This window comes from Xanthomonas sp. AM6 (genome assembly GCF_025665335.1).
GTDB lineage: Bacteria > Pseudomonadota > Gammaproteobacteria > Xanthomonadales > Xanthomonadaceae > Xanthomonas_A.
The window spans coordinates 2,684,771-2,705,517 of sequence record NZ_CP106869.1 but is presented as its reverse complement, the minus strand read 5'-3'; the positions used below and the strand labels follow the sequence as shown (position 1 = coordinate 2,705,517).

Below are 20,747 nucleotides of genomic sequence, written 5' to 3'. Positions count from 1 at the left end.
CGGCTACCAGCTGGAACTGGCGCCGCCGCCGCCGGAGCTGCCGCCGCCGGAAGACGAGTCGCTGCCGGAGCTGCTGGACGAGGAAGACGAGGAAGACGAGGAAGACGACGACGCGGCCTGGCTGGCGTAGTAGGCCGAGGTATAGGCGTAGGCGCCGGGTGCGGTTTCGACCACATGGCCTTTGCGGATCAGTGCCTTGCGCGCGCGTGCCCGCTGCTGCAGGAAGTCGCGGTATTCCTCCGGGGAGGAATAGCGGCGGCGGGCCAGCGCCAGGGCCAATCCCAGCACCAGCAGCTCGATGCCGAGGGAGAGCACGAACGCCAGCGGGAACAGCGCCGACAGGATCAGCACGAACACGCCCGGGTTGACGCTCAGGAACAGCTTGATGAACACCCCGAAGAACCCCGACCCGCGCTTGGATTTGGCGATGTCTTCGGGCTTGCCGGCCAAGTCCGGATGGTTCCGCAGCAGACGCACGCGCAGGTACCGCATCCACCACCGGCGCAGCGGCGGCAGCAGCCAGACCAGCACCACCAGGCCGGCCCAGGCGATGCCGCCGCGAGCCCAGTGGCGATGCTCGTTTTCGTCGGACGTGGCGGTCTGTGCCGACAGTTCCTCGAGGCTGGCCGGGTCTTGCGCGGCCACGCGCGCCATGAAGCCGAAGGCATCGATGATCGCGCCGGCGGTGTCGCCCTGGCGCATCTTCGGCGCCAGGTAATCGTCCAGCGCATGCCTGGCGACCACGTCGGGCAGGCGGCCCTCCAGCCCGTAGCCGACCTCGAAGCGCGAATGGCGCTCGTGCATGGACAGCACCAGCAGCAGGCCGTTGTCGGCGTCTTTCTGCCCCAATCGCCAGGTCTTGAACGCGCGCTCGGCAAGCTCCTCGATGGTGTCGCCGTCGAGCGCGGGCACGATGTAGACCGCGCCCCAGATCCGTTGCGTATCGCGCACCTGTTGCAGGGATGCGTTCACCCGCTGCCGGTCCGACGCGCTCAGGATCCCGGCGGGATCGACCACGTTGGGCGTGTACTCCGGAATCTCGACGGCGCGGACGGGCAATGCCGGGCACAGCAGCAGGGCGAGTGCGGCGAGGGCGAGCAGGCGGAGGGCGCGCATGGTGGTCTTTGCAATCGGACGTGCGCCCATTATGGAGTTTGCCGGACGTGTCGCCGCATGCAGGCAGGCGCTTGCCGCTCCATGCCGGGCCGGGCAACGCTTCTGCGCTGCCGCGCGCTAGGCCAGGCTGTGCAGCGCCGCCGCGCGCGCATGCAGCGCGGTGGTATCGAACAGCGGCAGCGTGGCGTCGCCTGCGCCGATCAGCAGCGAGATCTCGGTGCAGCCCAGGATCACCGCCTCGGCGCCCTGCGCCTGCAGCGCCGCGATCACTTGGCGGTAGCGCGCCCGCGAGGCGTCGCGGATCACGCCCTGGCACAGTTCGTCGTAGATGATGCGGTGGACGTCCTCGCGCCCTGGCAGGTCCGGTACCAGCACCTGCAGGTCGCGCCGCTGCAGCCGCGCGCGGTAGAAGTCCTGCTCCATGGTGAAGCGGGTGCCGAGCAGCCCGACCCGGGTCATGCCGGCGGCCTGCAGCGCGTCGGCGGTGGCATCGGCGATATGCAGCAGCGGCAACGGCACCGCGGCGGCGATCGCGTCGGCGACGCGGTGCATGGTATTCGTGCACAGCACCAGGAAATCGGCGCCGCCGGCCTGCAGCGAGCGCGCCGCGGCAGCCATCGCCGCGCCGGCCGCGTCCCAGTCGCCGGCCTGCTGCAACTGCTCGATCTCGTGGAAGTCCACGCTGTACAGCAACAGCCTGGCCGAATGCAGCCCGCCCAACTGCGCGCGGACCGTTTCGTTGATGTGCCGGTAGTAGGGCAGGGTGGATTCCCAGCTCATGCCGCCGATCAGGCCGATGGTCTTCATACCGTCCTCCACGCGTCGCTCGCTCGCCGGGTGCGGACGGCGATGATCGCGCAATGTCGCTGGTTCGTGCACGGCCTGCGAGCGTCGCGCCGGCATGGTCGGGCAGGCGCGCTCATTCGCCCGGCTTGGCCGCGGCGGTGGGTGCGGCGCTGGCCGCGCGCCGTGCCAGCATCGCTTCGCGGTGGGCGATGTAGGCGTTGGCGCCAAGGATGATCAGCGAGCCGAGTACGGTCCAGCGGTCGGGCGCTTCGTCGAACAGCCACCAGCCGAATATCGCCACGAACGGCAGCTGGACGAAGCTGATCGGGGTCAGCGCCGAGACCTCGCCGATGCGCAGCGCGCGCGTCCACAGCAGTTGTCCCAGCGTGCCGAACAGGCCGGTGGCGAGCAGCCACAGCCAGTCGATGCCGTGCGGCCAGGTCCAGGCGAACAGCGCCGGCAGCAGCGACATCGGCACCCAGAACGCATAGGTGTAGAACACCACGGTGTTGGCCGAGTCCACCCGCGCCAGCTGCTTGATCTGGATCGCCACCAGCGCGCTCATCACCGCCGCCAGCAGCGCGACCAGGGTGGCGGCGCTGAACGTCGCCGCGCCGGGGCGGACGATGGCCAGCACGCCGAGGAAACCGCACAGCACCGCCATCCAGCGCCGCAGGCGCACGTTCTCGCCCAGCCACAGCGCCGCGGCCAGGGTCACGAACAGCGGCGTGGAGTAGGACAGCGCGATCGCCTGCGACAGCGGCAGGTGGCCGATCGCCCAGAAGCCGGCCAGCATCGACACCAGGCCGATCGCGGTGCGCAGCAGGTAGCGCGGCAGCTGCGCGGTGCGCGGCAGCGGCTGGCCCGGGCGCAGCAGCATCGGCAGCAGGAACAGCAGGCCGAACAGGTTGCGGAAGAACGCGATCTCCACCGTGGACAGGTGCGCCGACGCCAGCCGGATCGCAATCACCATCAGCCCGAACGCCAGCGTGCTGGCCAGCATCAGCGCGGCCGCGCGCAGCGACGGCGCGTCGCTCACCACTGCGCGCCGACGATGCGCGGTTCCGGCTCCAGGAGCACGCCGAAGCGTTCCAGCACCGAGGCGGAGATGCGCCGTGCCAGCGCCAGCAGCTCGGCGCCGCTGGCCTGGCCGTGGTTGACCAGCACCAGCGCGTGCGCGGCGGACACGCCGGCGTCGCCGTCGCGATGGCCTTTCCAGCCGCAGGCCTCGATCAGCCATGCCGCCGAGAGCTTGCGTTGGTCCGCGGCGTCGCCGGGGAACACCGGCAGCGCCGGGTAGGCGTGCTGCAGCGCCTGCGCCTGCTCGGCCGGCAGCAGCGGGTTCTTGAAGAAGCTGCCGGCGTTGCCGAGCACGTCCGGGTCGGGCAGCTTGCGGCGGCGGATGTTGATCACCGCCTGCGCCACGTCCGGCGCGCCGGGCGTGGCGATGCCGAGCGCGTCCAGTTCCTCGCCGATGCCGGCGTAGTCCAGGCGCAGCGCATGCAGCCGCGGCAGGTTGAATTCCACCGCCGCGATCAGGTAGCGGTCGGGCTGGCGCTTGAACAGGCTGTCGCGGTAGCCGAATTCGCAGGCCGCCGCGTCCAGCCGCACGAAGCGCGCGTCGGCGCGGTCGTAGGCCTCGACCACGTGCACGAACTCGCCGACCTGCGCGCCGTACGCGCCGATGTTCTGGATCGGCGCGGCGCCGACCGTGCCCGGGATCAGCGCCAGGTTCTCCAGCCCCGACAGGCCCTGCGCCAGCGACCACATCACCAGTTCGTGCCAGCCCACGCCGGCGCCGGCGCGGACGATGGCGTAGTCGGCGCGGTGTTCGAGCGTGTCGATGCTGCGGTTGGCGAAGGCCAGCACCACCCCGGGCGCGTCGCCGGCGAACAGCACGTTGCTGCCGCTGCCCAGCGGCAGCAGCGCCGCGCCGGCCAGCTCCGGCGCCAGCAGCGCCTCGGGCAGCGCCTCGGGGGCGAAGATCTGCAGCAGCCACGGCGCCTGCGCGGCGACGTGGAAGGTATTCAGCGCCTGCAGCGGCGCATTGGCGGTCAGCGACCAGGCGTTGCTCATAGCGCGGCGACCGCGCCGCGGCTGGGCGCCTCGCGGCGCCGGCGCATCGCCTCGACGCATTCGCCGATCAGCTCCGGGCCGCGGAACACCAGCCCGCTGTAGCACTGCACCAGCGCCGCGCCGGCGGCCATCTTGGCCACCGCATCGGCGCCGGAGAGGATGCCGCCGACCCCGACCAGCGGGATCGCCTCGGGCAGGCGCGCGCGCAGCCGGCGCAGCACCAGCGTGGACTGGCCCAGCAGCGGCGCGCCGGACAGGCCGCCCGCTTCGGCGCCGAGCCGGTTCTGTTCCAGGCCGGGGCGGGCGATGGTGGTGTTGGTGGCGATGACTCCGTCCACCTGCAGGTCCGACAGTACCCGCGCCGCCGCGTCGATGTCGCTGTCGCTCAGGTCCGGCGCGACCTTGACCAGCATCGGCACGCGCTTGCCGTGGCGCGCGGCCAGCGCTTCCTGCGCTTCGCGCAGCTGCGACACCAGCTGCCGCAGCGCCTGCTCCTCCTGCAGCTCGCGCAGCCCGGCGGTGTTGGGCGAGGAGATGTTGACGGTGACGTAGTCGGCCAGCGCGTAGACCTTCTCTAGGCAATGCAGGTAGTCCGACGCGGCGTCCTCGTTCGGGGTGTCCTTGTTCTTGCCGATGTTGATGCCGAGCAGGCCGTGGCGGCGGCGCGCGCGTTCGACGTTGCGCACCAGCGCGTCCACGCCGAGGTTGTTGAAGCCCATGCGGTTGATCACCGCCTGCTCGCGCGGCAGCCGGAACATGCGCGGCTTCGGATTGCCCTGCTGCGGCCGCGGGGTGACGGTGCCGATCTCGACGAAACCGAAGCCCAGCGCCAGCAGCGCATCGATGTGCTCGCCGTTCTTGTCCAGGCCGGCGGCCAGCCCGACCGGGTTGGGGAACTCCAGGCCGAACGCGCGCGTAGGCATCGGCGCGATCGCCCTGGCCAGCAGCGGATTGGTGCCGGTGCGGTAGGCCAGTTCGATCGCGCGCAGGCCCAGCGCGTGGGCGCGCTCGGCATCGAAGGCGAACAGGAACGGGCGGGCGAGGGAATACATGCGGCGCAGCTCAGTTCAACGTGCCGGCGAAGGCACGGGTACGGTAGTGGACATCGACCAGGCCATCGACCTGGTGGCGATCGAACAGCGCACGCAGCGCGGCCAGCATCGCCTCGTGGCGCGGATGTCCGGCCAGCGGCGCGTAGGAGGAGGACAGCAGCCTCCCGCGCAGGCCGTCGTAGTCCAGCCGCTGCACGTTCGGGAACTGGGCGCTGCCGCGCAGCCCGGCGCCGAACCAGCGCTGCATCGTCGCATCGTCGTGGTAACGCTCGGCCACCGCGCTGTAGTCGGTGCCGTAGTCGAGCAGCAGCCGCTCGTAGTCGTGCAGGAACGGCGTGCCCTCCAGCAGCCGCGAATTCCAGTACACCAGCGCCAGCCCGCCGGGGCGCAGCACCCGCGCCCATTCGCGCCGCACCGCCTCCAGGTCGAACCAGTGGAAGGCCTGCGCGGCGCTGATCAGGTCGACGCTGGCCGCGGGCAGGGTGGTGGCCTCGGCGCTGCCGTCGATCGCGGCGAAGCCGGGAAATTCGTGCAGCAAGGTCTCCGCGGCCGCGCGCATCGCCGTGTTCGGTTCCACCGCCAGCACCGGATGCCCGGCCTCCAGGAACATGCGCGTGGAGATGCCGGTGCCGGCGCCGATGTCGGCGACCTGCGCGTCGCGCGCCACGCCGAGCTTGCCGTGTACCCAGTCCAGCAAGGCCGGCGGGTAGTCGGGGCGGTAGCGGACGTAGTCGGCGACGCGGTCGCTGAAGCGTTCGCGCGGGGCGGAGGCGTCCATCGGCTCAGCCCTGGCTGCTGGCGAACCACGCCAGCCCGCCGAAGAACAGCACCAGTACCAGCACCGACAGGATCGCCACGATCACCGCGCCCCAGCCCAGCACCAGCCCGCCCACCGCCAGTCCGTCGCCCTGGAAACGCTGCGGCTGGCGGCGGATCTCCGCGCGCGCCAGGTGCCCGGTGACGATCGCGCCGAGGCTGCCGAGCACCGGCAGCAGGGTCCAGCCGAGGATGCCGGCGACCAGGCTGACCACGGCGAGCGAATTGGTTTCACGGACGCTACTCATCGGCAGGACTCCTGGAGACGAACGGTCTACGTGCGGCGGGACGCCGCGGCCATTGTGTCAAAGATCGAACTTGATGCCCTGCGCCAGCGGCAGCGAGTCGGAGTAGTTGATCGTGTTGGTCTGCCGGCGCATGTACACCTTCCACGCGTCCGAGCCGGATTCGCGGCCGCCGCCGGTGTCCTTCTCGCCGCCGAAGGCGCCGCCGATCTCGGCGCCGGAGGTGCCGATGTTGACGTTGGCGATGCCGCAGTCGCTGCCGGCCGCCGACAGGAACTTCTCCGCCGCCTTCAGGTTCTGGGTGAAGATCGACGAGGACAGGCCCTGCGGCACGCCGTTCTGCATGTCGATGGCCTCGTCCAGGGTGCTGTACTTCATCACGTACAGGATCGGCGCGAAGGTCTCGTGCTGCACGACCTCGTCGCTGTTGCGCAGGCCGGTGACGATCGCCGGCAGCACGAAGTTGCCGGGGCGGTCCAGCGCGGTGCCGCCGGTCTCCACGGTGCCGCCGGCGGCCTTGGCCTTGGCGATCGAGGCCAGGAACTGCTCGACCGCGCCGCGGCTGTTCAGCGGTCCCATCAGGTTGGCCGGGTCGGTGGGGTCGCCGATCTTGCCCTCGACCTGCTTGTACGCCTTGAGCAGCGTGGCCAGCACGGTGTCGTAGATGGATTCGTGCACGATCAGCCGGCGCGTGGTGGTGCAGCGCTGGCCGGCGGTGCCGACCGCGCCGAACACGATGCCCGGGATCGCCAGCTTCAGGTCGGCGCTCTCGTCGAGGATGATCGCGTTGTTGCCGCCCAGTTCCAGCAGGCAGCGGCCCAGGCGCCGCGCGCACTTCTCGGCGACGTTGCGGCCGACCTGGGTCGAGCCGGTGAAGCTGATCAGCGCGATGCGCTTGTCCTCGACCAGGGTTTCGGCCAGTTCGGTACCGGCATCGTTGACCAGGAAGAAGATGTCCGGGAAGCCGGCGTCGCGCAGCGCGTCGTTGCAGATCTTCATCGACGCGATCGCGGTCAGCGGGGTCTTGTTGGACGGCTTCCACAGGCAGATGTCGCCGCAGATCGCCGCCAGGAACGCATTCCACGCCCACACCGCGACCGGGAAGTTGAACGCGCTGATGATGCCGACCAGGCCCAGCGGCTGGTACTGCTCGTACATGCGGTGGCCGGGACGCTCGGAGTGCAGCGTGTAGCCGTACAGCATGCGGCTCTGGCCGACCGCGAAATCGGCGATGTCGATCATCTCCTGCACTTCGCCGTCGCCCTCGGGCTTGCTCTTGCCCATCTCCAGCGCGACCAGCGAACCCAGCGCGTCCTTGTTCCGGCGCAGCGCATCGCCGCACAGCCGCACCGCCTCGCCGCGCCGGGGCGCTGGGGTGGTGCGCCAGACCTTGAACGCGGCCTGGGCGCGGGCGACGACGGTCTCGTAGTCGTCCCTGGTGGTCGCCTGGACCTCGGCGATGACCGCGTTGCTGGACGGGTTCAGCGGCTGCAGCACGCCGGCGCCGGTGGCCGTGGACCACTCGCCGTTGCCGAGGTAGGTGCCGGAATTGGACGCGGTCAGGCCGAGCGCCTTGAGCAGATCAGCGGACATGGAATCTCCTGGGTTCGTTGCGACAGGGAAGCGACCGCAGGCGGGGGACGCGGGGCGCGATTAGCCGGCAATTTTAGCAGACCGGGCGCGTGGGGCCGCAGCCGCCGCGCGCCGGCCCGGGCTTGGCAAGCGCGGCGATCGTGCGACAATGCGCCGGCAAAGGCCCCGTAGCTCAGCTGGATAGAGCGGTCCCCTCCTAAGGGACAGGTCGTGCGTTCGAATCGCGCCGGGGTCACCATCGCCAGGATCCGCGCATCTGCCGCGCGCGGCGGTGATGCGCATCGGGCGTCCGCGCTGCGGGTTGCGACCCGTGGAATTTGCGGGCGCAAGCGTGATCGCGTAGGCCATCGCGCGCAAAGACGTCGGGCTGCCCGCGTTCCGTACCGGGCGATGGAGGCATCGGCCGACGACGATCCATAACGCCGTCTACACCCCATGCCGACGTTTTCTGAGCATCGCCCTGCGTAGCCTGCGCCTGTCCGTCAATGCAGGAGCGGCCGGATCGCGACGATAAGGTCGCGTTGTCGCTCCGGCGTGCCGAGACGCGCAACCGCTGGTCTGGTGCACGCACTGGCGGTGCCGGCGTTTCGATTGCGGGCTTCATGTCATCCGGCCGTCCATGGGCGGCCGCTCCACCCACCATGTAAGACGCATGCGAAGCAGGAGTCACTCATGAGCAGAACATTGAAAGTCGCGTTGATCGGTTCGATCCTGGCCGCCTTGGTCGCTTGCCATCGCGACGAAGACAAGGCCGCCCAGGACCAGAGCACGGCAGCGCCGGCCACGGCCCCCGACAGCAGCGCGACGGGCGCCACCGCACCGGCTGCAGGCACCACCAGCGGCGATGCGACCACCGGCTCGGCCACCGGCGACACCGGCGCGCAGGGCTCGGCGACCGGGACCGATGCCACCGGCACCACGCCGCCGCCGGCGACCGACACGCAGCAGCCCACCAGCGACCCGCAGCAACAGCCGCCGGCCGACAACCAGCAGCACTGACCCGACCGGCGGACGTCCGTCCGCGTGAGGTCGTGGCCCATGCGCGAGGCGACTCGCCATGGGCCTTTTTGCGTCGTCGACCACGGCAACCCGCATTGCAGCGATCGGGCCACCGCCATTCGGTCTTCCCCTGCGCCGATAGTAACTTCTGCAACCTATCGCGCCGCACGCAGCGCAGGTGCGGCAAGGGCGCATGCGGCGCTTGACAGCACCCCGGCGCATGATGTCCTCTTGCGTCCATGCCCAACGTTTCCGCCCTCGTCGCCAGCTTCGTGCCGCCCGCGCTGCGGCGTCCGGCCGCGTGCTGCGCGGGCATTACCACCGGTATTACCACCCACACCATTCGCCCGGTGCGGCCCGTCGTTTTCGCGTAACTGTCGAAACCCACGGCCCCGCACCCGGATCAGGATGCGGGGGAACCCGCCGGCCTGATGCGAGCGGGGCCTCCACTCCGAGGTCTCCCATGCCGTCCCCCGCTGTCGCTTCCGCTCCCGCTGCAGAACCCCCGCGCACCGTCGTCCACAAGTTCGGCGGCACCTCGGTGGCCGATGCCGAACGCTATCGCCATGTCGCGCAGCTGCTGCTGGCGCGTCCGGAGACCCTGCAGGTCACCGTGGTCTCGGCGATGAAGGGCGTCACCGACGCGCTGATCGAACTGGCCGAACTGGCCGCCAGCGAGGATGGCGACTGGCGCGAACGCTGGCACGAGGCGCGCGCGCGGCATCGCGCCGCGGCGGTGTCGCTGCTCGGCGAGCATTCCGGGACCACGGTGGAATGGCTGGACGCGCGTTTCGAGCACCTGGCCGAGATCCTCGGCGCGCTGGCGGTGATCGGCGAACTGCCGCGCGAGGTGCTGGACCGGGTGCAGGGCCTGGGCGAGGTGTATTCGGCGCAACTGCTCGGCGAGCACCTGCGCGCGCTGGGCGAGGACTGCGCGGTGCTGGACGCGCGCGAGGTGCTGGTGGTGGATCGCGGCGAACTGGGCGTGGACGTGGACTGGGAGGCCAGCGCGCGGCGCCTGGCCGACTGGCGCGCGCAACACCCGCAACGGCGCATCGTGGTCACCGGCTTCGTCGCCCGCGACCGCGCCGGGCGCATCACCACGCTCGGCCGCAACGGCAGCGATTACTCCGGCGCGATCTTCGCGGCCCTGTTCGATGCCGACGAACTGCATATCTGGACCGACGTGGACGGCGTGCTGTCGGCCGATCCGCGGGTGGTGCCCGAGGCGGTGCAGCTGGAGACGCTGAGCTACGACGAGGCCTGCGAGCTGGCCTATTTCGGCGCCAAGGTGGTGCATCCGCAGACCATGTCGCCGGCGATCGAGCGCGGCCTGCCGATCATCATCCGCAACACCTTCCAGCCCGAGCATCCGGGCACCCGCATCACCGCCAGCAGCGCCTCCAGCGGGCCGATCAAGGGCCTGACCCTGAGCCCGGACCTGGCCGTGCTGAACCTGGAGGGCACCGGCCTGATCGGCGTGCCCGGCACCGCCGAACGCGTGTTCGCCGCGCTGCGCAACGCGCGGGTGTCGGTGGTGATGATCTCGCAGGGCTCCTCGGAACATTCGATCTGCTGCGTGGTGCGGCAGAACGAATCCGAGCGCGCGCGCGACGCGCTGCTGTCGGCGTTCGCGCACGAACTGGTGGTCGGCCAGGTGCAGCGGGTGCAGCTGACCACCGGCATCAGCGTGCTGGCCGCGGTCGGCGACGGCATGGCCGGGCAACCGGGCGTGGCCGCGCGCCTGTTCGAGTCGCTGGGCCGCGCCCAGGTCAACATCCTGGCCATCGCGCAGGGCTCCTCCGAGCGCAACATCTCGGTGGCGATCGACAGCGCGCACGCGACCAAGGCGCTGCGCGCCGCGCACGCCGGGTTCTGGCTGTCGCCGCAGACCTTCTCGGTCGGGGTGATCGGCCCGGGCAACGTCGGCGCGGCGCTGCTGGACCAGCTGCGCGTGGCGCTGCCGCAACTGCTGGCCAAGGCCAACCTCGACCTGCGCCTGCGCGCGATCGCCTCGCGCAGCGCGATGCGCCTGGAAACCCGCGCGATCACCGGCGACTGGCGGCAGGCCTTCGCCAGCGGCCAGCAGCCCACCGACCTGGATGCGTTTACTGCGCACCTACTGTCGGCGCACCTGCCGCACGCGGTCATCATCGACTGCAGCGGCAGCGCCGACGTCGCCGACCGCTACGCCGCCTGGCTGGCCGCCGGCATCCACGTGGTCACCCCCAACAAGCAGGCCGGCGCCGGCCCGCTGGCGCGGTTCCACGCGATCCGCGCCGCCGCCGAGAGCAGCGGCGCGCGCTTCCGCTACGAGGCCACGGTCGGCGCCGGGCTGCCGGTGATCACCACGCTGCGCGACCTGGTCGACACCGGCGACGCGGTCACCGCGATCGAGGGCATCTTCTCCGGCACCCTGGCCTGGCTGTTCAACAAGTACGACGGCAGCGTGCCGTTCTCGCAGCTGGTCACCGACGCGCGCGGCATGGGCTATACCGAGCCGGACCCGCGCGACGACCTGTCCGGCATCGACGTGGCGCGCAAGCTGGTGATCCTGGCGCGCGAGGCCGGGCGCGAGCTGAGCCTGGAGGACGTGGCGGTGGAGAGCCTGGTGCCGGAAGCGCTGCGCCAGGCCAGCGTGGAGGACTTCATGGCGCGCCTGCACGAAGTGGATGCGGCGTTCGCGCAGCGCCTGCAGGCGGCCAGGGAACGCGGCTGCGTGCTGCGCTACGTGGCGCAGCTGGCGCCGGACCGCGCGCCCAGCGTCGGCCTGGTGGAACTGCCGGCCGCGCACGCCTTCGCCAACCTGCGCCTGACCGACAACGTGGTGCAGTTCACCACCCGCCGCTACTGCGACAACCCGCTGGTGGTGCAGGGACCGGGCGCCGGACCGGAGGTCACGGCCGCCGGCGTGTTCGCCGACCTGCTGCGCGTGGCGGCGGGCGAGGGCGCACGGCTGTGAGCCAGGCGCAGCTGTCGCCGGCGCCGCAGCCTGGCGCGCGCGCGGTGCCGCGCGAGGCGCGCGCGTTCGCGCCGGCCTCGGTGGCCAACGTGGCGGTGGGCTTCGACCTGCTCGGCTACGCGGTGCAGGGGGTCGGCGACACGGTGACGGTGCGCCGCATCGACACGCCGCAGGTGCGCATCGCGGCGATCCGCGGCACCACCGTGGCGCTGCCGCTGGAGGCCGCGCGCAACACCGCCGGCGCGGCGCTGATCGCGCTGCGCGAGGCCTTGGCGCTGCCGTTCGGCTTCGAGCTGGAGATCGACAAGGGCATCCCGCTCAGTTCCGGGATGGGCGGTTCGGCGGCCTCGTGCGTGGCCGCGCTGGTGGCGGCCAACGCGCTGCTGGACGCGCCGTTGTCGCGCGAGCAGCTGTACCTGTATTCGCTGGAAGGCGAAGCGGTGGCCAGCGGCAGCCGCCACGGCGACAACCTCGGCCCGATGTTCCTGGGCGGGCTGGTGCTGTCCACGCTGCAGCGGATGGTGCCGGTGCCGGTGCCGGCGGCCTGGCACAGCCTGCTGGTGCACCCGGACGCGGTGCTGGAGACGCGCCGCGCGCGCGAGGCGCTGGCCGGCGACTACCGGCTCGGCGAGTTCGTCGCGCAGAGTTCCAATCTGGCGCTGGTGCTGGCGGGTTGCCACGCCAGCGACGAAGCGCTGGTGCGCGCGGGCCTGCGCGACGTGCTGATCGAGCCGCGGCGGGCGCCGCTGATCGGCGGTTTCGCGGCGGCCAAGGCGGCGGCATTGGCCGCGGGCGCGATGGGCGCGAGCATTTCCGGCGCCGGCCCCAGCGTGTTCGCCTGGTTCGCGACGCGCGCGGCGGCGGAGGCGGCTGCGCCGGCGGTGCAGGCGGCATTCGCAGCGGCCGGCTTCGACAGCCAGCATTGGGTATCGCCGCTGCAGTGTCCGGGCGCCCGATTGCTGTAGCGCCGCGTAGCCTCGCTGTTGCTGTTGCTGTTGCTTTCGAGGTTGTTTTTGCTCTTGCTCTTGCTCTTGCTGTTGCTTTTGCTGTTGCCGTACCGGGTTCCCTTCCGTAGCGGCGGCCATGGCGGGGAAAAACCCCGCAGGGGCGGCGCACATGGATGTGCGCCGTTCGCGGCAGGGGCAGGATGCCCCTTCCGCGAATCCCCGTCATGGACGCGGACCCGGAGCGCGCAGCGCGGAGGGCGCGAGACAGGGCGCGCTTGACCAGCCTTCGGCTGTGGTAGAGCGCTTCTTTTGGTTACTTTTCTTTGCGCGAGCAAAGAAAAGTGACTCGCCGCAAGGCGAAAGCCTTTGCCTCTGCTTCTGTTTTGGTCTGAAGATTCAAAGCAAGAGCAGGAGCAAGAGCAAAGCTTCCGCTGACGCGGGTCACTTTTCTTTGCTTGTGCAAAGAAAAGTAACCAAAAGAAAGCACACCCGGGCGGCGCGCCCGCGCTACGCGCGGGTCCGCAAGCAGGATGGGAATTTTCGGAAGGCACATCCATGTGCCTGCCGAAAACGACGCGCATCCTGCGCGTCGCCCCCTGCGGGGGTTGTACCCATCCTGCTTGCCGCGCCTCACGGGAGATCGAAAAACAAAAAAAGCCACAGCCGAAGCAAGGGCAGAGCAACAATCAAGAGCAGCAACAAGAGCAGCAACCAAGCAGTGCCACAGTCACGGATGACAGCGCGATCGAACTCCCCCTGTTGATGGAACCACCATGAACTTCATTTCCACCCGCAATGCCGCACCCGCCGCCACGCTCAGCCAGGCCATCGCCGCCGGCCTGGCGCCCGATGGCGGGCTGTACGTGCCCGAGCGCATGCCGGCGTCGCGCGAACTGCAGGCCGGCGCCAGCCTGGCCGCGACCGCCGCCACCGTGCTGGCGCCGTTCTTCGACGGCGACGCGCTCGCCGCCGAACTGCCGGCGATCTGCGCCGAGGCCTTCGATTTCGAGGCGCCGCTGCAGCCGCTGGCCACGCCCGGCGACCACGCGCTTGAGCTGTTCCATGGGCCCACCGCCGCGTTCAAGGACTTCGGCGCGCGCTTCCTCGCCGCATGCCTGGCGCGGCTGCGCCGCGATGCCGCCACGCCGCTGACCATCCTCGTCGCCACCTCCGGCGATACCGGCGCCGCCGTCGCCGCCGCCTTCCATCGCCAGCCCGGCCTGCGCGTGGTGGTGCTGTATCCGGACGGGCGCGTGTCGCCGCGCCAGGCGCACCAGCTTGGCTGCTTCGGCGACAACATCCAGGCGTTGCGCGTGGCCGGCAGCTTCGACGACTGCCAGGCACTGGTGAAGCAGGCCTTGAACGATGTCGAGCTGCAGGCGCAGGCGCCGCTGAGTTCGGCCAACAGCATCAGCCTGGGCCGGCTGCTGCCGCAGATGAGCTACTACGCGCACGGCGCGCTGCTGCATTACGCCGGGCGTGCGCAGCCGCTGAACCTGGTGGTGCCGACCGGCAACCTCGGCAATGCGCTGGCCGCGATCCTGGCGCGCGGGTTGGGCGTGCCGCTGGGCCGCATCGTGCTGGCGACCAACGCCAACCACGTGCTGCCGGACTATTTCGCCGGTGCCGACTACGCGCCGCAGCCCAGCGTGGCCACCGTCGCCAATGCGATGGACGTCGGCGCGCCGAGCAACTTCGAGCGCCTGCGCTGGCTGTACCGCGGCGACGACGCCGCACTGCGCGCGCAGTTCCAGTCCTACTCGGTGGACGATGCGCAGATCCGCCAGGTGATCGACGAGCGCTTCCGCCGCTACGGCGAGGTGCATTGCCCGCATACCGCCACCGCGTTGCACGTGCTGCAGCAGATCCGTGCCGAGGGCGCCGAGGCCGATGCCGGCGACTGGGCGGTGGCCGCGACCGCGCATCCGGCCAAGTTCGAGGCGGTGGTCGAGCCGTTGATCGGCCAGCCGGTGCCGGTGCCGCCGGCGCTGGCGGCATTGCTGCAGCGCCCGGCGCGCGCCGAGCCGATCGCGCCGGACTACGCGGCGCTGCGCGCGCGCCTGCTGGCCGGCTGACGCCTGCGGCCGCCATGGCCCAGGGGGCGGCAATGCCGCCCTGGGCCGCGCTGCCGTCCAGGCTGCGCGCGGCGCGGAAACTCAGGTGCGCAGGTTCAAGCCGCGTCTTCGGGCTGCAGCCGCTGCCAGGCGGCCTGCACCACGTTGCGTGCCTGCAGCCAATCCAGGCGCGAGCGCGGGTGGTCGCGCAGGAACACGTCGCGCAGCTGCGGCACCACATCGTCGAAGCGCTGGCCGTGGTACTTGAGGTAGGCGTCGTAGGCCAGCTTCAGCGCCGGCTCGTAGTCGGCGAACACGTGCCCGGGCCGATGGAACGGGGCCTGCGCGAAATGCGCCTTCCAGAAATCCAGCTCTCTTTCGCGATCCAGCATCACGCAGGCGCGTGGTGCGTCGTGCATATCGACGGCGACGGCCATGGCGGCCCTCCGAATGGTTCCCCCCCACCGGCACCGCGGCGGCGCCGCAGGTGTGTTGCCGGCGCAAGTCTATGCCCGGCACACGACAGGCGCATGGCGGTGTCTGAAGCATTCATGGGCGGCGGCCCGCGTGCATCGCGCGCCAAGCGGACCGTGCCGCTCACCCGGTCGGCCGCTCTACGCCAGCGCCTGCCTGCGCGCGGCCCGCGGGTTGGCGATGGCAACCCCCGGTGCCCGTCCCTCGGCATTTTTCGCCCGAGGCTGGCTCGGGCGAAATGCCGAGTCGTTGCCGTAGGCGCCCGCCGCCTGGCGCCGGTTGTCCACAACGCATGTGGAGCATTGTCCTGGAAACTTGTGGATAAGTCGGCGTGGGCGCGGTCGCGCAAGGCGCCGGCACGGCCTGGCGAAAAAACCGCCGCGCGGCGGCAGGCTCAGCCTTCGTCGGAGGCCAGCCGGTGCAGCGCGGCGAAGTCGCGGATCTCGACCACGTGCAATTGGGGCAGGGCGATCAACCCTTGCTGGCGCAGCTTGGTGAAGGTGCGGCTGACCGTTTCCATGGTCAGGCCGAGATGGTCGGCGATGTCGCCGCGGCCCATCATCAAGGTCACCGTGTTGCCCGGATCGCCGCGGCTGGCGGTGCGCGCGGCCAGCTTCAGCAGGAAGTCGGCGAGCTTTTCCATCGGCTGCAGCCGCGCCAGCGCCAGCGCCGCGTCCTGCGCCGCGTCCAGTTCCAGGCAGGCGCGCTGCAGCAGCTTGCGCTCCAGTTGCGGGTACTGCGCGCGCAGCTGGCGCATGTCCGCCACCGAGACCCGGCACACGCGGGTGTCGGCGATCGCTTCGATGTCGTTGCGGTATTTCGCCGATTCGCTCAGCCCCACGTAGTCGCCCGGCAGCACGAAGCCCACCACCTGGCGGCGGCCGTCGGCCAGGTTGCGGACCAGGCGCAGCGCGCCGGAGGTGACGGTATAGACCGCCTGCCGCGCCTCGCCGGTGCGGACCAGGGTGGCGCCGGCGGCGTAGGACAGCGAGGTGGTCACCCGTTCCAGCGCCTGCACCTCGTCGCAGGCCAGCGCCGAACAGATCGCCAGGTGCCGCACCGCGCAATGCATGCACTCGCGCGCGTTCGGATCGCGGGCGGCGGCGGGCTCGGCGTAGGGCAGGGCGAAGCGGGAGGCGGTCCGGTGCATGCGCTCGGCGGGCGGAATGGTCACGCCAGGATGATACGCCGATACGATGGTGGCACCCAGTACGGCTAGAATTGGCGTCTGTTCGCCCCCAAGACGCAGGAGTTTTGCACGTGATCAAGCCCCGTACGCCGCCCGGCATCATGGAATTGCTGCCGCGCGAGCAGATCGCGTTCCAGCGCATGCTGGACGTCATCCGCCGCAACTACGAGCGGTTCGGGTTTCTGCCGGTGGAGACGCCGGTGTTCGAGCTGTCGGACGTGCTGCTGACCAAGTCCGGAGGGGAGACCGAGCGGCAGGTGTATTTCGTGCAGTCCACCGGCGCGCTGGCCAATGCCGCGGCCGACGCCGGCGCCGAGGGCGGGCTGCCCGAGCTGGCGTTGCGCTTCGACCTGACCGTGCCGCTGGCGCGCTACGTGGCCGAACACGAGCACGAGCTGAGCTTCCCGTTCCGCCGCTACCAGATGCAGCGCGTGTACCGCGGCGAGCGCGCCCAACGCGGCCGTTTCCGCGAGTTCTACCAGTGCGACATCGACGTGATCGGCAAGGACGCGCTGAGCATCCGCTACGACGCCGAGGTGCTGGCGGTGATCCACGCGGTGTTCGCCGAACTGGGCATCGGCGCGTTCGCGGTGCAGTTGAACAACCGCAAGCTGATGCGCGGCTTCTTCGAGAGCCTGGGCGTGGCCGAGGGCGAGCGCCAGCTGGCGGTGCTGCGCGAGGTCGACAAGCTGGACAAGCGCGGCGCCGACTACGTGCGCGAGACGCTGGCCGGCGAGGGTTTCGGCATTGCCGCCGAGCAGGTCGAGCAGATCCTCGCCTTCGTCGCGGTGCGCTCCAGCGGTCACGCCGACGCGCTGGCGCGGCTGGACGCGCTGGCCGCGGGCGCCGCGGCCAGCGCGACGCTGCGCGAAGGCGTGGCCGAACTGCGCGAGGTGCTGGCCCTGGTCAAGGCGCTGGGGGTGCCGGAGACCGCGTACTGCCTGAACTTCTCCATCGCCCGCGGCCTGGACTACTACACCGGCACCGTCTACGAGACCGTGCTGACCGATTACCCGCAGATCGGCTCGATCTGCTCGGGCGGCCGCTACGAGGACCTGGCCAGCCACTACAGCAAGTCCAGGCTGCCGGGCGTGGGTATCTCGATCGGCCTGACCCGCCTGTTCTGGCAGTTGCGCGAGGCCGGGCTGATCGAGGGCATCGCCTCCAGCAGCGTGCAGGCGATGGTGGCGCTGATGGACGAGGCCAAGCTGGACGACGCGCTGGACATCGCCCGCCGCCTGCGCGCCGGCGGGATCAACACCGAAGTGCAGATGGAGCCGAAGAAGGTCGGCAAGCAGTTCCAGTACGCCGCGCGCGCCGGGATCCGCTTCGTGGTGCTGGCCGGCGACGACGAACTGGCGCGCGGCGTGGTCGCGGTCAAGGACCTGGTGCGCGAGCAGCAGTTCGACGTCGCCCGCGACGAACTGGCCAGCACCCTGCTGGTCGAGCTGGAGCAGGCCAAGGTCATGCCCTGAGCCGACCGGCGGGGCCGGTCTTGGCGCAAGCTGGACGGTCGCGCCGCGTACCCCTTGTGGCAGCGACGTCAGTCGCGACGCGGATGACCGGAGCCTGCCGCCGCTGAAGCCGCCCACGCAACGGCGAGCGCAATGCGTGCTCGCCGCCTGCATCCATGCGTCCCTATGGAAGGCGACCGGAGCGGTGCCTGCGCCCTGGGCCGGCATGGGATGCGAGTGCCTGTCGCGGCTGAAGCCGCTCCTACAGGGAGCGACGCGCATGCGCTTTTGTAGGAGCGGCTTCAGCCGCGACAGAACGGCATGGCGACCTCGCCGCCCAGCAGCGATCGACCACATCCACAGAACGCCCGCGCGCTGCGGCTTGACCCGGTCTGTCCAATCGCGCTAATGTACTAACACGCTATTACATTATCGCAATGAAACAACGCCCAGCCCCCACTGCCGATCGCGACAACGACACCTCGTTCAAGGCGCTGTCGCGCGCCCTGGCGCACCTGAGCAAGCCGCAGGAGGTCGCCGCATTCCTGCAGGACCTGTGCACGCCGGCCGAGCTGGAGGCGATGTCCGACCGCTGGCGGGTGGTGCCGCTGCTGCTCAAGGGCGTGCCGTACCGCGAGATCCACGAACTGACCCAGGTCAGCGTCACCACCATCGGCCGCGTCGCGCGGACCCTGGAATACGGCGCCGGCGGCTATGCCGCGGCGCTGCGCCGGCAAGCGGCGCGTCCCTCCGATTCCCATTGAGATGTCCTGATGAGTGCTTCCCTGGCAGCGCCGGCGCGTGACCGGCTGCGTATCGCGATCCAGAAGAGCGGCCGCCTGGCCGAGCCGGCGCGCGCGGTGCTGGCCGCCTGCGGGCTGAGCTGGCGCGAGAGCCGCGACAAGCTGTTCTGCTACGGCGAGTCGCTGCCGGTGGACCTGCTGCTGGTGCGCGACGACGACATCCCCGGGCTGATCGCCGACGGCGTCTGCGATTTCGGCATCGTCGGCCGCAACGAGCTGGAAGAGCAGGCCGGCGAGCGCCGCCGCAATGGCCTGCCGGAGGCGTACCGCGCGTTGCGCGGGCTGAACTTCGGCCAGTGCCGGCTGATGCTGGCCGTGCCCGACAGCTGGGAATGGACAGGTTCGGAACAACTGCAGGGCAAGCGCATCGCCACCAGCTATCCGGCGGTGCTGGCCGACTGGCTGGAAGCGCGCGGCCTCGATGCGCAGGTGGTGGAGCTGTCCGGCTCGGTGGAGATCGCGCCGCGGCTGGGCACCGCCGACCTGATCTGCGACCTGGTCTCCAGCGGCGCGACCCTGGCCGCCAACCAGCTCAAGCCGGTGGAGACGCTGCTGGAAAGCGAGGCGGTGCTGGCCGGGCCGGTGCGCGAGCCGGGCGACGCCCGCGCCGGGCTGGCGGCGATGCTGCTGCGCCGGCTCGACGGCGTGCTCAAGCTGCGCGACAGCAAGCTGCTGATGTTCCGCGCCTCGCGCGACCACGTCGCCGAGCTGACCCGGCTGCTGCCCGACGCCGACCCGCTGGTGCAACTGCCCGGCGACGGCGACGGCCCGCTGCAGTTGCAGACCATGTGCCATGGCGCGATCACCTGGCAGCGCATGGAGGAACTGGAGCGCGCTGGCGCGCAGGGGCTAATGGTATTGACGGTGGAGCGTTCGCTGGCATGAACCGATTGGAGTGGAATTCGCTCGACGCGCAGGCGCGCACGCAGGCCCTGACCCGCCCGGCGCAGACCGTCGCCGCGCAGACCCGCGCGGCGGTGGCGCAGCTGCTCGAGGACGTGCGCGGCCGCGGCGATGCCGCGTTGCGCGAGATCACCGCGCGTTTCGACGGGGTGGTGCTGCAGGGGTTCGAAGTCGGCGCCGACGAGTTCGCCGCCGCCGAGGCCGCAGTGCCGGCGGTGCTGCGCGAAGCGATGGCGCAGGCGGCGGCACGGATCGAGACCTTTCACCGCGCCGGCATGGCGCAACCGTATGCGGTGGAAACCGCGCCGGGCGTGGTCTGCGAGCGGGTGGTGCGGCCGATCGGCCGGGTCGGCCTGTACGTACCGGCCGGCAGCGCGCCGCTGCCGTCCACCGCGCTGATGCTGTGCGTGCCGGCGGCGCTGGCCGGCTGCCGCGAGGTGGTGCTGTGCACGCCGCCGCGCGCCGACGGCTCGGCCGACCCGGCGGTGCTGGTCGCCGCGAAACTGACCGGCGTGGATCGGGTGTTCAAGCTCGGCGGCGCGCAGGCGATCGCGGCGATGGGCTTCGGCACCGAGTCGGTGCCCTCGTGCGACAAGCTGTTCGGGCCGGGCAACGGCTACGTGACCGAGGCCAAGCAGCAGATCGCGCAGGCCGGCGCGGCGGCGATCGACATGCCGGCCGGCCCGTCCGAGGTGCTGGTGATCGCCGACGTCGGCGCCGACGCCGCATTCGTCGCCGCCGACCTGCTGTCGCAGGCCGAGCACGGCCCGGATTCGCAAGTGCTGCTGCTGTCCGACAGCGCCGAGCTGATCGACGCGGTCGAGGACGAGATCGAGCGCCAGCTGGCGACGCTGCCGCGCGCGGCGATCGCGCGCCAGGCCCTGGCCGCGTCGCGACTGATCCAGGTCGGCGCGCTCGAGGACGCCTTCGCGATCAGCAACCGCTACGCGCCCGAACACCTGATCCTGGCGCTGCGCGAACCGCGCGCCTGGCTGGAGCGGGTCGAGGCGGCCGGCTCGGTGTTCCTCGGCGATTTCACCCCCGAGGCGCTGGGCGACTACTGCAGCGGCACCAACCACGTGCTGCCGACCAACGGCGCGGCGCGCGCCTACAGCGGGGTCAGCGTCGCCAGCTTCCAGAACTTCGTCAGCGTGCAGGCGGCCAGCCGCGCCGGCATCGCCGCGATCGGCGCCTGCGCGGTGACCATGGCCCGCGCCGAGGGCCTGGACGCGCATGCCAACGCGGTGGCGCTGCGGATGGAGAAGGCGGCATGAGCGC

The 20,747-nt window shown here is 71.0% G+C and carries 20 protein-coding genes and 1 tRNA gene; 11 read left to right on the top strand and 10 right to left on the bottom strand.

Going from position 1 to position 20,747, the window contains the following annotated elements; translation table 11 throughout:
- Window positions 1-3: 3 nt before the first annotated feature.
- The 8 genes from OCJ37_RS11335 to OCJ37_RS11300 all read right to left on the bottom strand — a co-directional run bounded on the left by OCJ37_RS11335 (window position 4) and on the right by OCJ37_RS11300 (window position 7,684).
- On the bottom strand, window positions 4-1,116 hold the full coding sequence (locus OCJ37_RS11335; RefSeq protein ID WP_263109510.1) for a TPM domain-containing protein: 1,113 nt from the start codon (window positions 1,114-1,116) through the stop codon (window positions 4-6).
- A 117-nt stretch (window positions 1,117-1,233) separates the two neighbouring features.
- Window positions 1,234-1,923: an aspartate/glutamate racemase family protein gene (locus OCJ37_RS11330; protein ID WP_263109509.1), complete on the bottom strand. Its 690-nt coding sequence runs from the start codon at window positions 1,921-1,923 to the stop codon at window positions 1,234-1,236.
- Window positions 1,924-2,035: 112 nt separating this feature from the next.
- Window positions 2,036-2,905, bottom strand: coding sequence for a DMT family transporter (locus tag OCJ37_RS11325; RefSeq protein ID WP_263113659.1), 870 nt, complete (start codon window positions 2,903-2,905; stop codon window positions 2,036-2,038).
- A 32-nt stretch (window positions 2,906-2,937) separates the two neighbouring features.
- Window positions 2,938-3,978 carry a UDP-N-acetylmuramate dehydrogenase gene (gene murB, locus OCJ37_RS11320; protein WP_263109508.1) on the bottom strand — a complete coding sequence of 347 codons (1,041 nt, stop codon included), beginning with the start codon at window positions 3,976-3,978 and terminating at the stop codon, window positions 2,938-2,940.
- Complete coding sequence (locus OCJ37_RS11315; RefSeq protein ID WP_263109507.1) at window positions 3,975-5,030, bottom strand: quinone-dependent dihydroorotate dehydrogenase; 1,056 nt, start codon at window positions 5,028-5,030, stop codon at window positions 3,975-3,977. Before OCJ37_RS11315 ends, murB begins: the two co-directional genes overlap by 4 nt.
- A gap of 10 nt (window positions 5,031-5,040) precedes the next feature.
- Window positions 5,041-5,808, bottom strand: a complete 768-nt coding sequence (locus tag OCJ37_RS11310) for a class I SAM-dependent methyltransferase (RefSeq protein ID WP_263109506.1) — start codon at window positions 5,806-5,808, stop codon at window positions 5,041-5,043.
- A gap of 4 nt (window positions 5,809-5,812) precedes the next feature.
- On the bottom strand, window positions 5,813-6,094 hold the full coding sequence (locus OCJ37_RS11305; RefSeq protein ID WP_263109505.1) for a DUF4190 domain-containing protein: 282 nt from the start codon (window positions 6,092-6,094) through the stop codon (window positions 5,813-5,815).
- A gap of 57 nt (window positions 6,095-6,151) precedes the next feature.
- Window positions 6,152-7,684 (bottom strand): L-piperidine-6-carboxylate dehydrogenase, encoded by a 1,533-nt coding sequence (locus OCJ37_RS11300; RefSeq protein WP_263109504.1) that lies wholly within the window; start codon window positions 7,682-7,684, stop codon window positions 6,152-6,154.
- Between the two features lie 161 nt (window positions 7,685-7,845).
- Here OCJ37_RS11300 and OCJ37_RS11295 point away from each other — a divergent pair.
- From OCJ37_RS11295 to thrC, 7 genes are all read left to right on the top strand, one after another.
- Window positions 7,846-7,922 (top strand) — tRNA-Arg (locus tag OCJ37_RS11295).
- A 434-nt stretch (window positions 7,923-8,356) separates the two neighbouring features.
- A complete protein-coding gene (locus OCJ37_RS11290; protein WP_263109503.1) occupies window positions 8,357-8,683 on the top strand; it encodes a hypothetical protein in 327 nt (108 codons plus the stop codon).
- A 239-nt stretch (window positions 8,684-8,922) separates the two neighbouring features.
- Window positions 8,923-9,057, top strand: a complete 135-nt coding sequence (locus tag OCJ37_RS11285) for a hypothetical protein (protein WP_263109502.1) — start codon at window positions 8,923-8,925, stop codon at window positions 9,055-9,057.
- Between the two features lie 89 nt (window positions 9,058-9,146).
- Window positions 9,147-11,645: a bifunctional aspartate kinase/homoserine dehydrogenase I gene (thrA, locus tag OCJ37_RS11280; RefSeq protein WP_263109501.1), complete on the top strand. Its 2,499-nt coding sequence runs from the start codon at window positions 9,147-9,149 to the stop codon at window positions 11,643-11,645.
- The gene (locus OCJ37_RS11275) at window positions 11,642-12,610 is read left to right on the top strand and encodes a homoserine kinase (protein ID WP_263109500.1); all 969 of its coding nucleotides are present in this window, start codon (window positions 11,642-11,644) and stop codon (window positions 12,608-12,610) included. Before thrA ends, OCJ37_RS11275 begins: the two co-directional genes overlap by 4 nt.
- A 537-nt stretch (window positions 12,611-13,147) precedes the next feature.
- Complete coding sequence (locus OCJ37_RS11270) at window positions 13,148-13,369, top strand: hypothetical protein (RefSeq protein ID WP_263109499.1); 222 nt, start codon at window positions 13,148-13,150, stop codon at window positions 13,367-13,369.
- Window positions 13,366-14,667, top strand: a complete 1,302-nt coding sequence (gene thrC, locus OCJ37_RS11265) for a threonine synthase (RefSeq protein ID WP_263109498.1) — start codon at window positions 13,366-13,368, stop codon at window positions 14,665-14,667. The genes OCJ37_RS11270 and thrC overlap by 4 nt, the downstream gene beginning before the upstream one ends.
- A 95-nt stretch (window positions 14,668-14,762) precedes the next feature.
- On the opposite strand, the gene OCJ37_RS11260 is transcribed toward thrC, so the two are convergent.
- Together OCJ37_RS11260 and OCJ37_RS11255 are read right to left on the bottom strand one after the other, a co-directional pair.
- On the bottom strand, window positions 14,763-15,083 hold the full coding sequence (locus OCJ37_RS11260) for a hypothetical protein (RefSeq protein WP_263109497.1): 321 nt from the start codon (window positions 15,081-15,083) through the stop codon (window positions 14,763-14,765).
- 431 nt (window positions 15,084-15,514) lie between these two features.
- The gene (locus tag OCJ37_RS11255) at window positions 15,515-16,270 is read right to left on the bottom strand and encodes a Crp/Fnr family transcriptional regulator (RefSeq protein ID WP_263113658.1); all 756 of its coding nucleotides are present in this window, start codon (window positions 16,268-16,270) and stop codon (window positions 15,515-15,517) included.
- A 110-nt stretch (window positions 16,271-16,380) separates the two neighbouring features.
- Here OCJ37_RS11255 and hisS point away from each other — a divergent pair, with 110 nt between their 5' ends.
- From hisS to hisD, 4 genes are all read left to right on the top strand, one after another.
- Window positions 16,381-17,784: a histidine--tRNA ligase gene (gene hisS / locus OCJ37_RS11250; RefSeq protein WP_263109496.1), complete on the top strand. Its 1,404-nt coding sequence runs from the start codon at window positions 16,381-16,383 to the stop codon at window positions 17,782-17,784.
- 416 nt (window positions 17,785-18,200) lie between these two features.
- Window positions 18,201-18,527: a YerC/YecD family TrpR-related protein gene (locus tag OCJ37_RS11245; protein WP_263109495.1), complete on the top strand. Its 327-nt coding sequence runs from the start codon at window positions 18,201-18,203 to the stop codon at window positions 18,525-18,527.
- A 9-nt stretch (window positions 18,528-18,536) separates the two neighbouring features.
- Window positions 18,537-19,451, top strand: coding sequence for an ATP phosphoribosyltransferase (gene hisG, locus OCJ37_RS11240; protein ID WP_185813006.1), 915 nt, complete (start codon window positions 18,537-18,539; stop codon window positions 19,449-19,451).
- Window positions 19,448-20,743 (top strand): histidinol dehydrogenase, encoded by a 1,296-nt coding sequence (gene hisD / locus OCJ37_RS11235; protein WP_263109494.1) that lies wholly within the window; start codon window positions 19,448-19,450, stop codon window positions 20,741-20,743. Before hisG ends, hisD begins: the two co-directional genes overlap by 4 nt.
- Window positions 20,744-20,747: the final 4 nt, after the last annotated feature.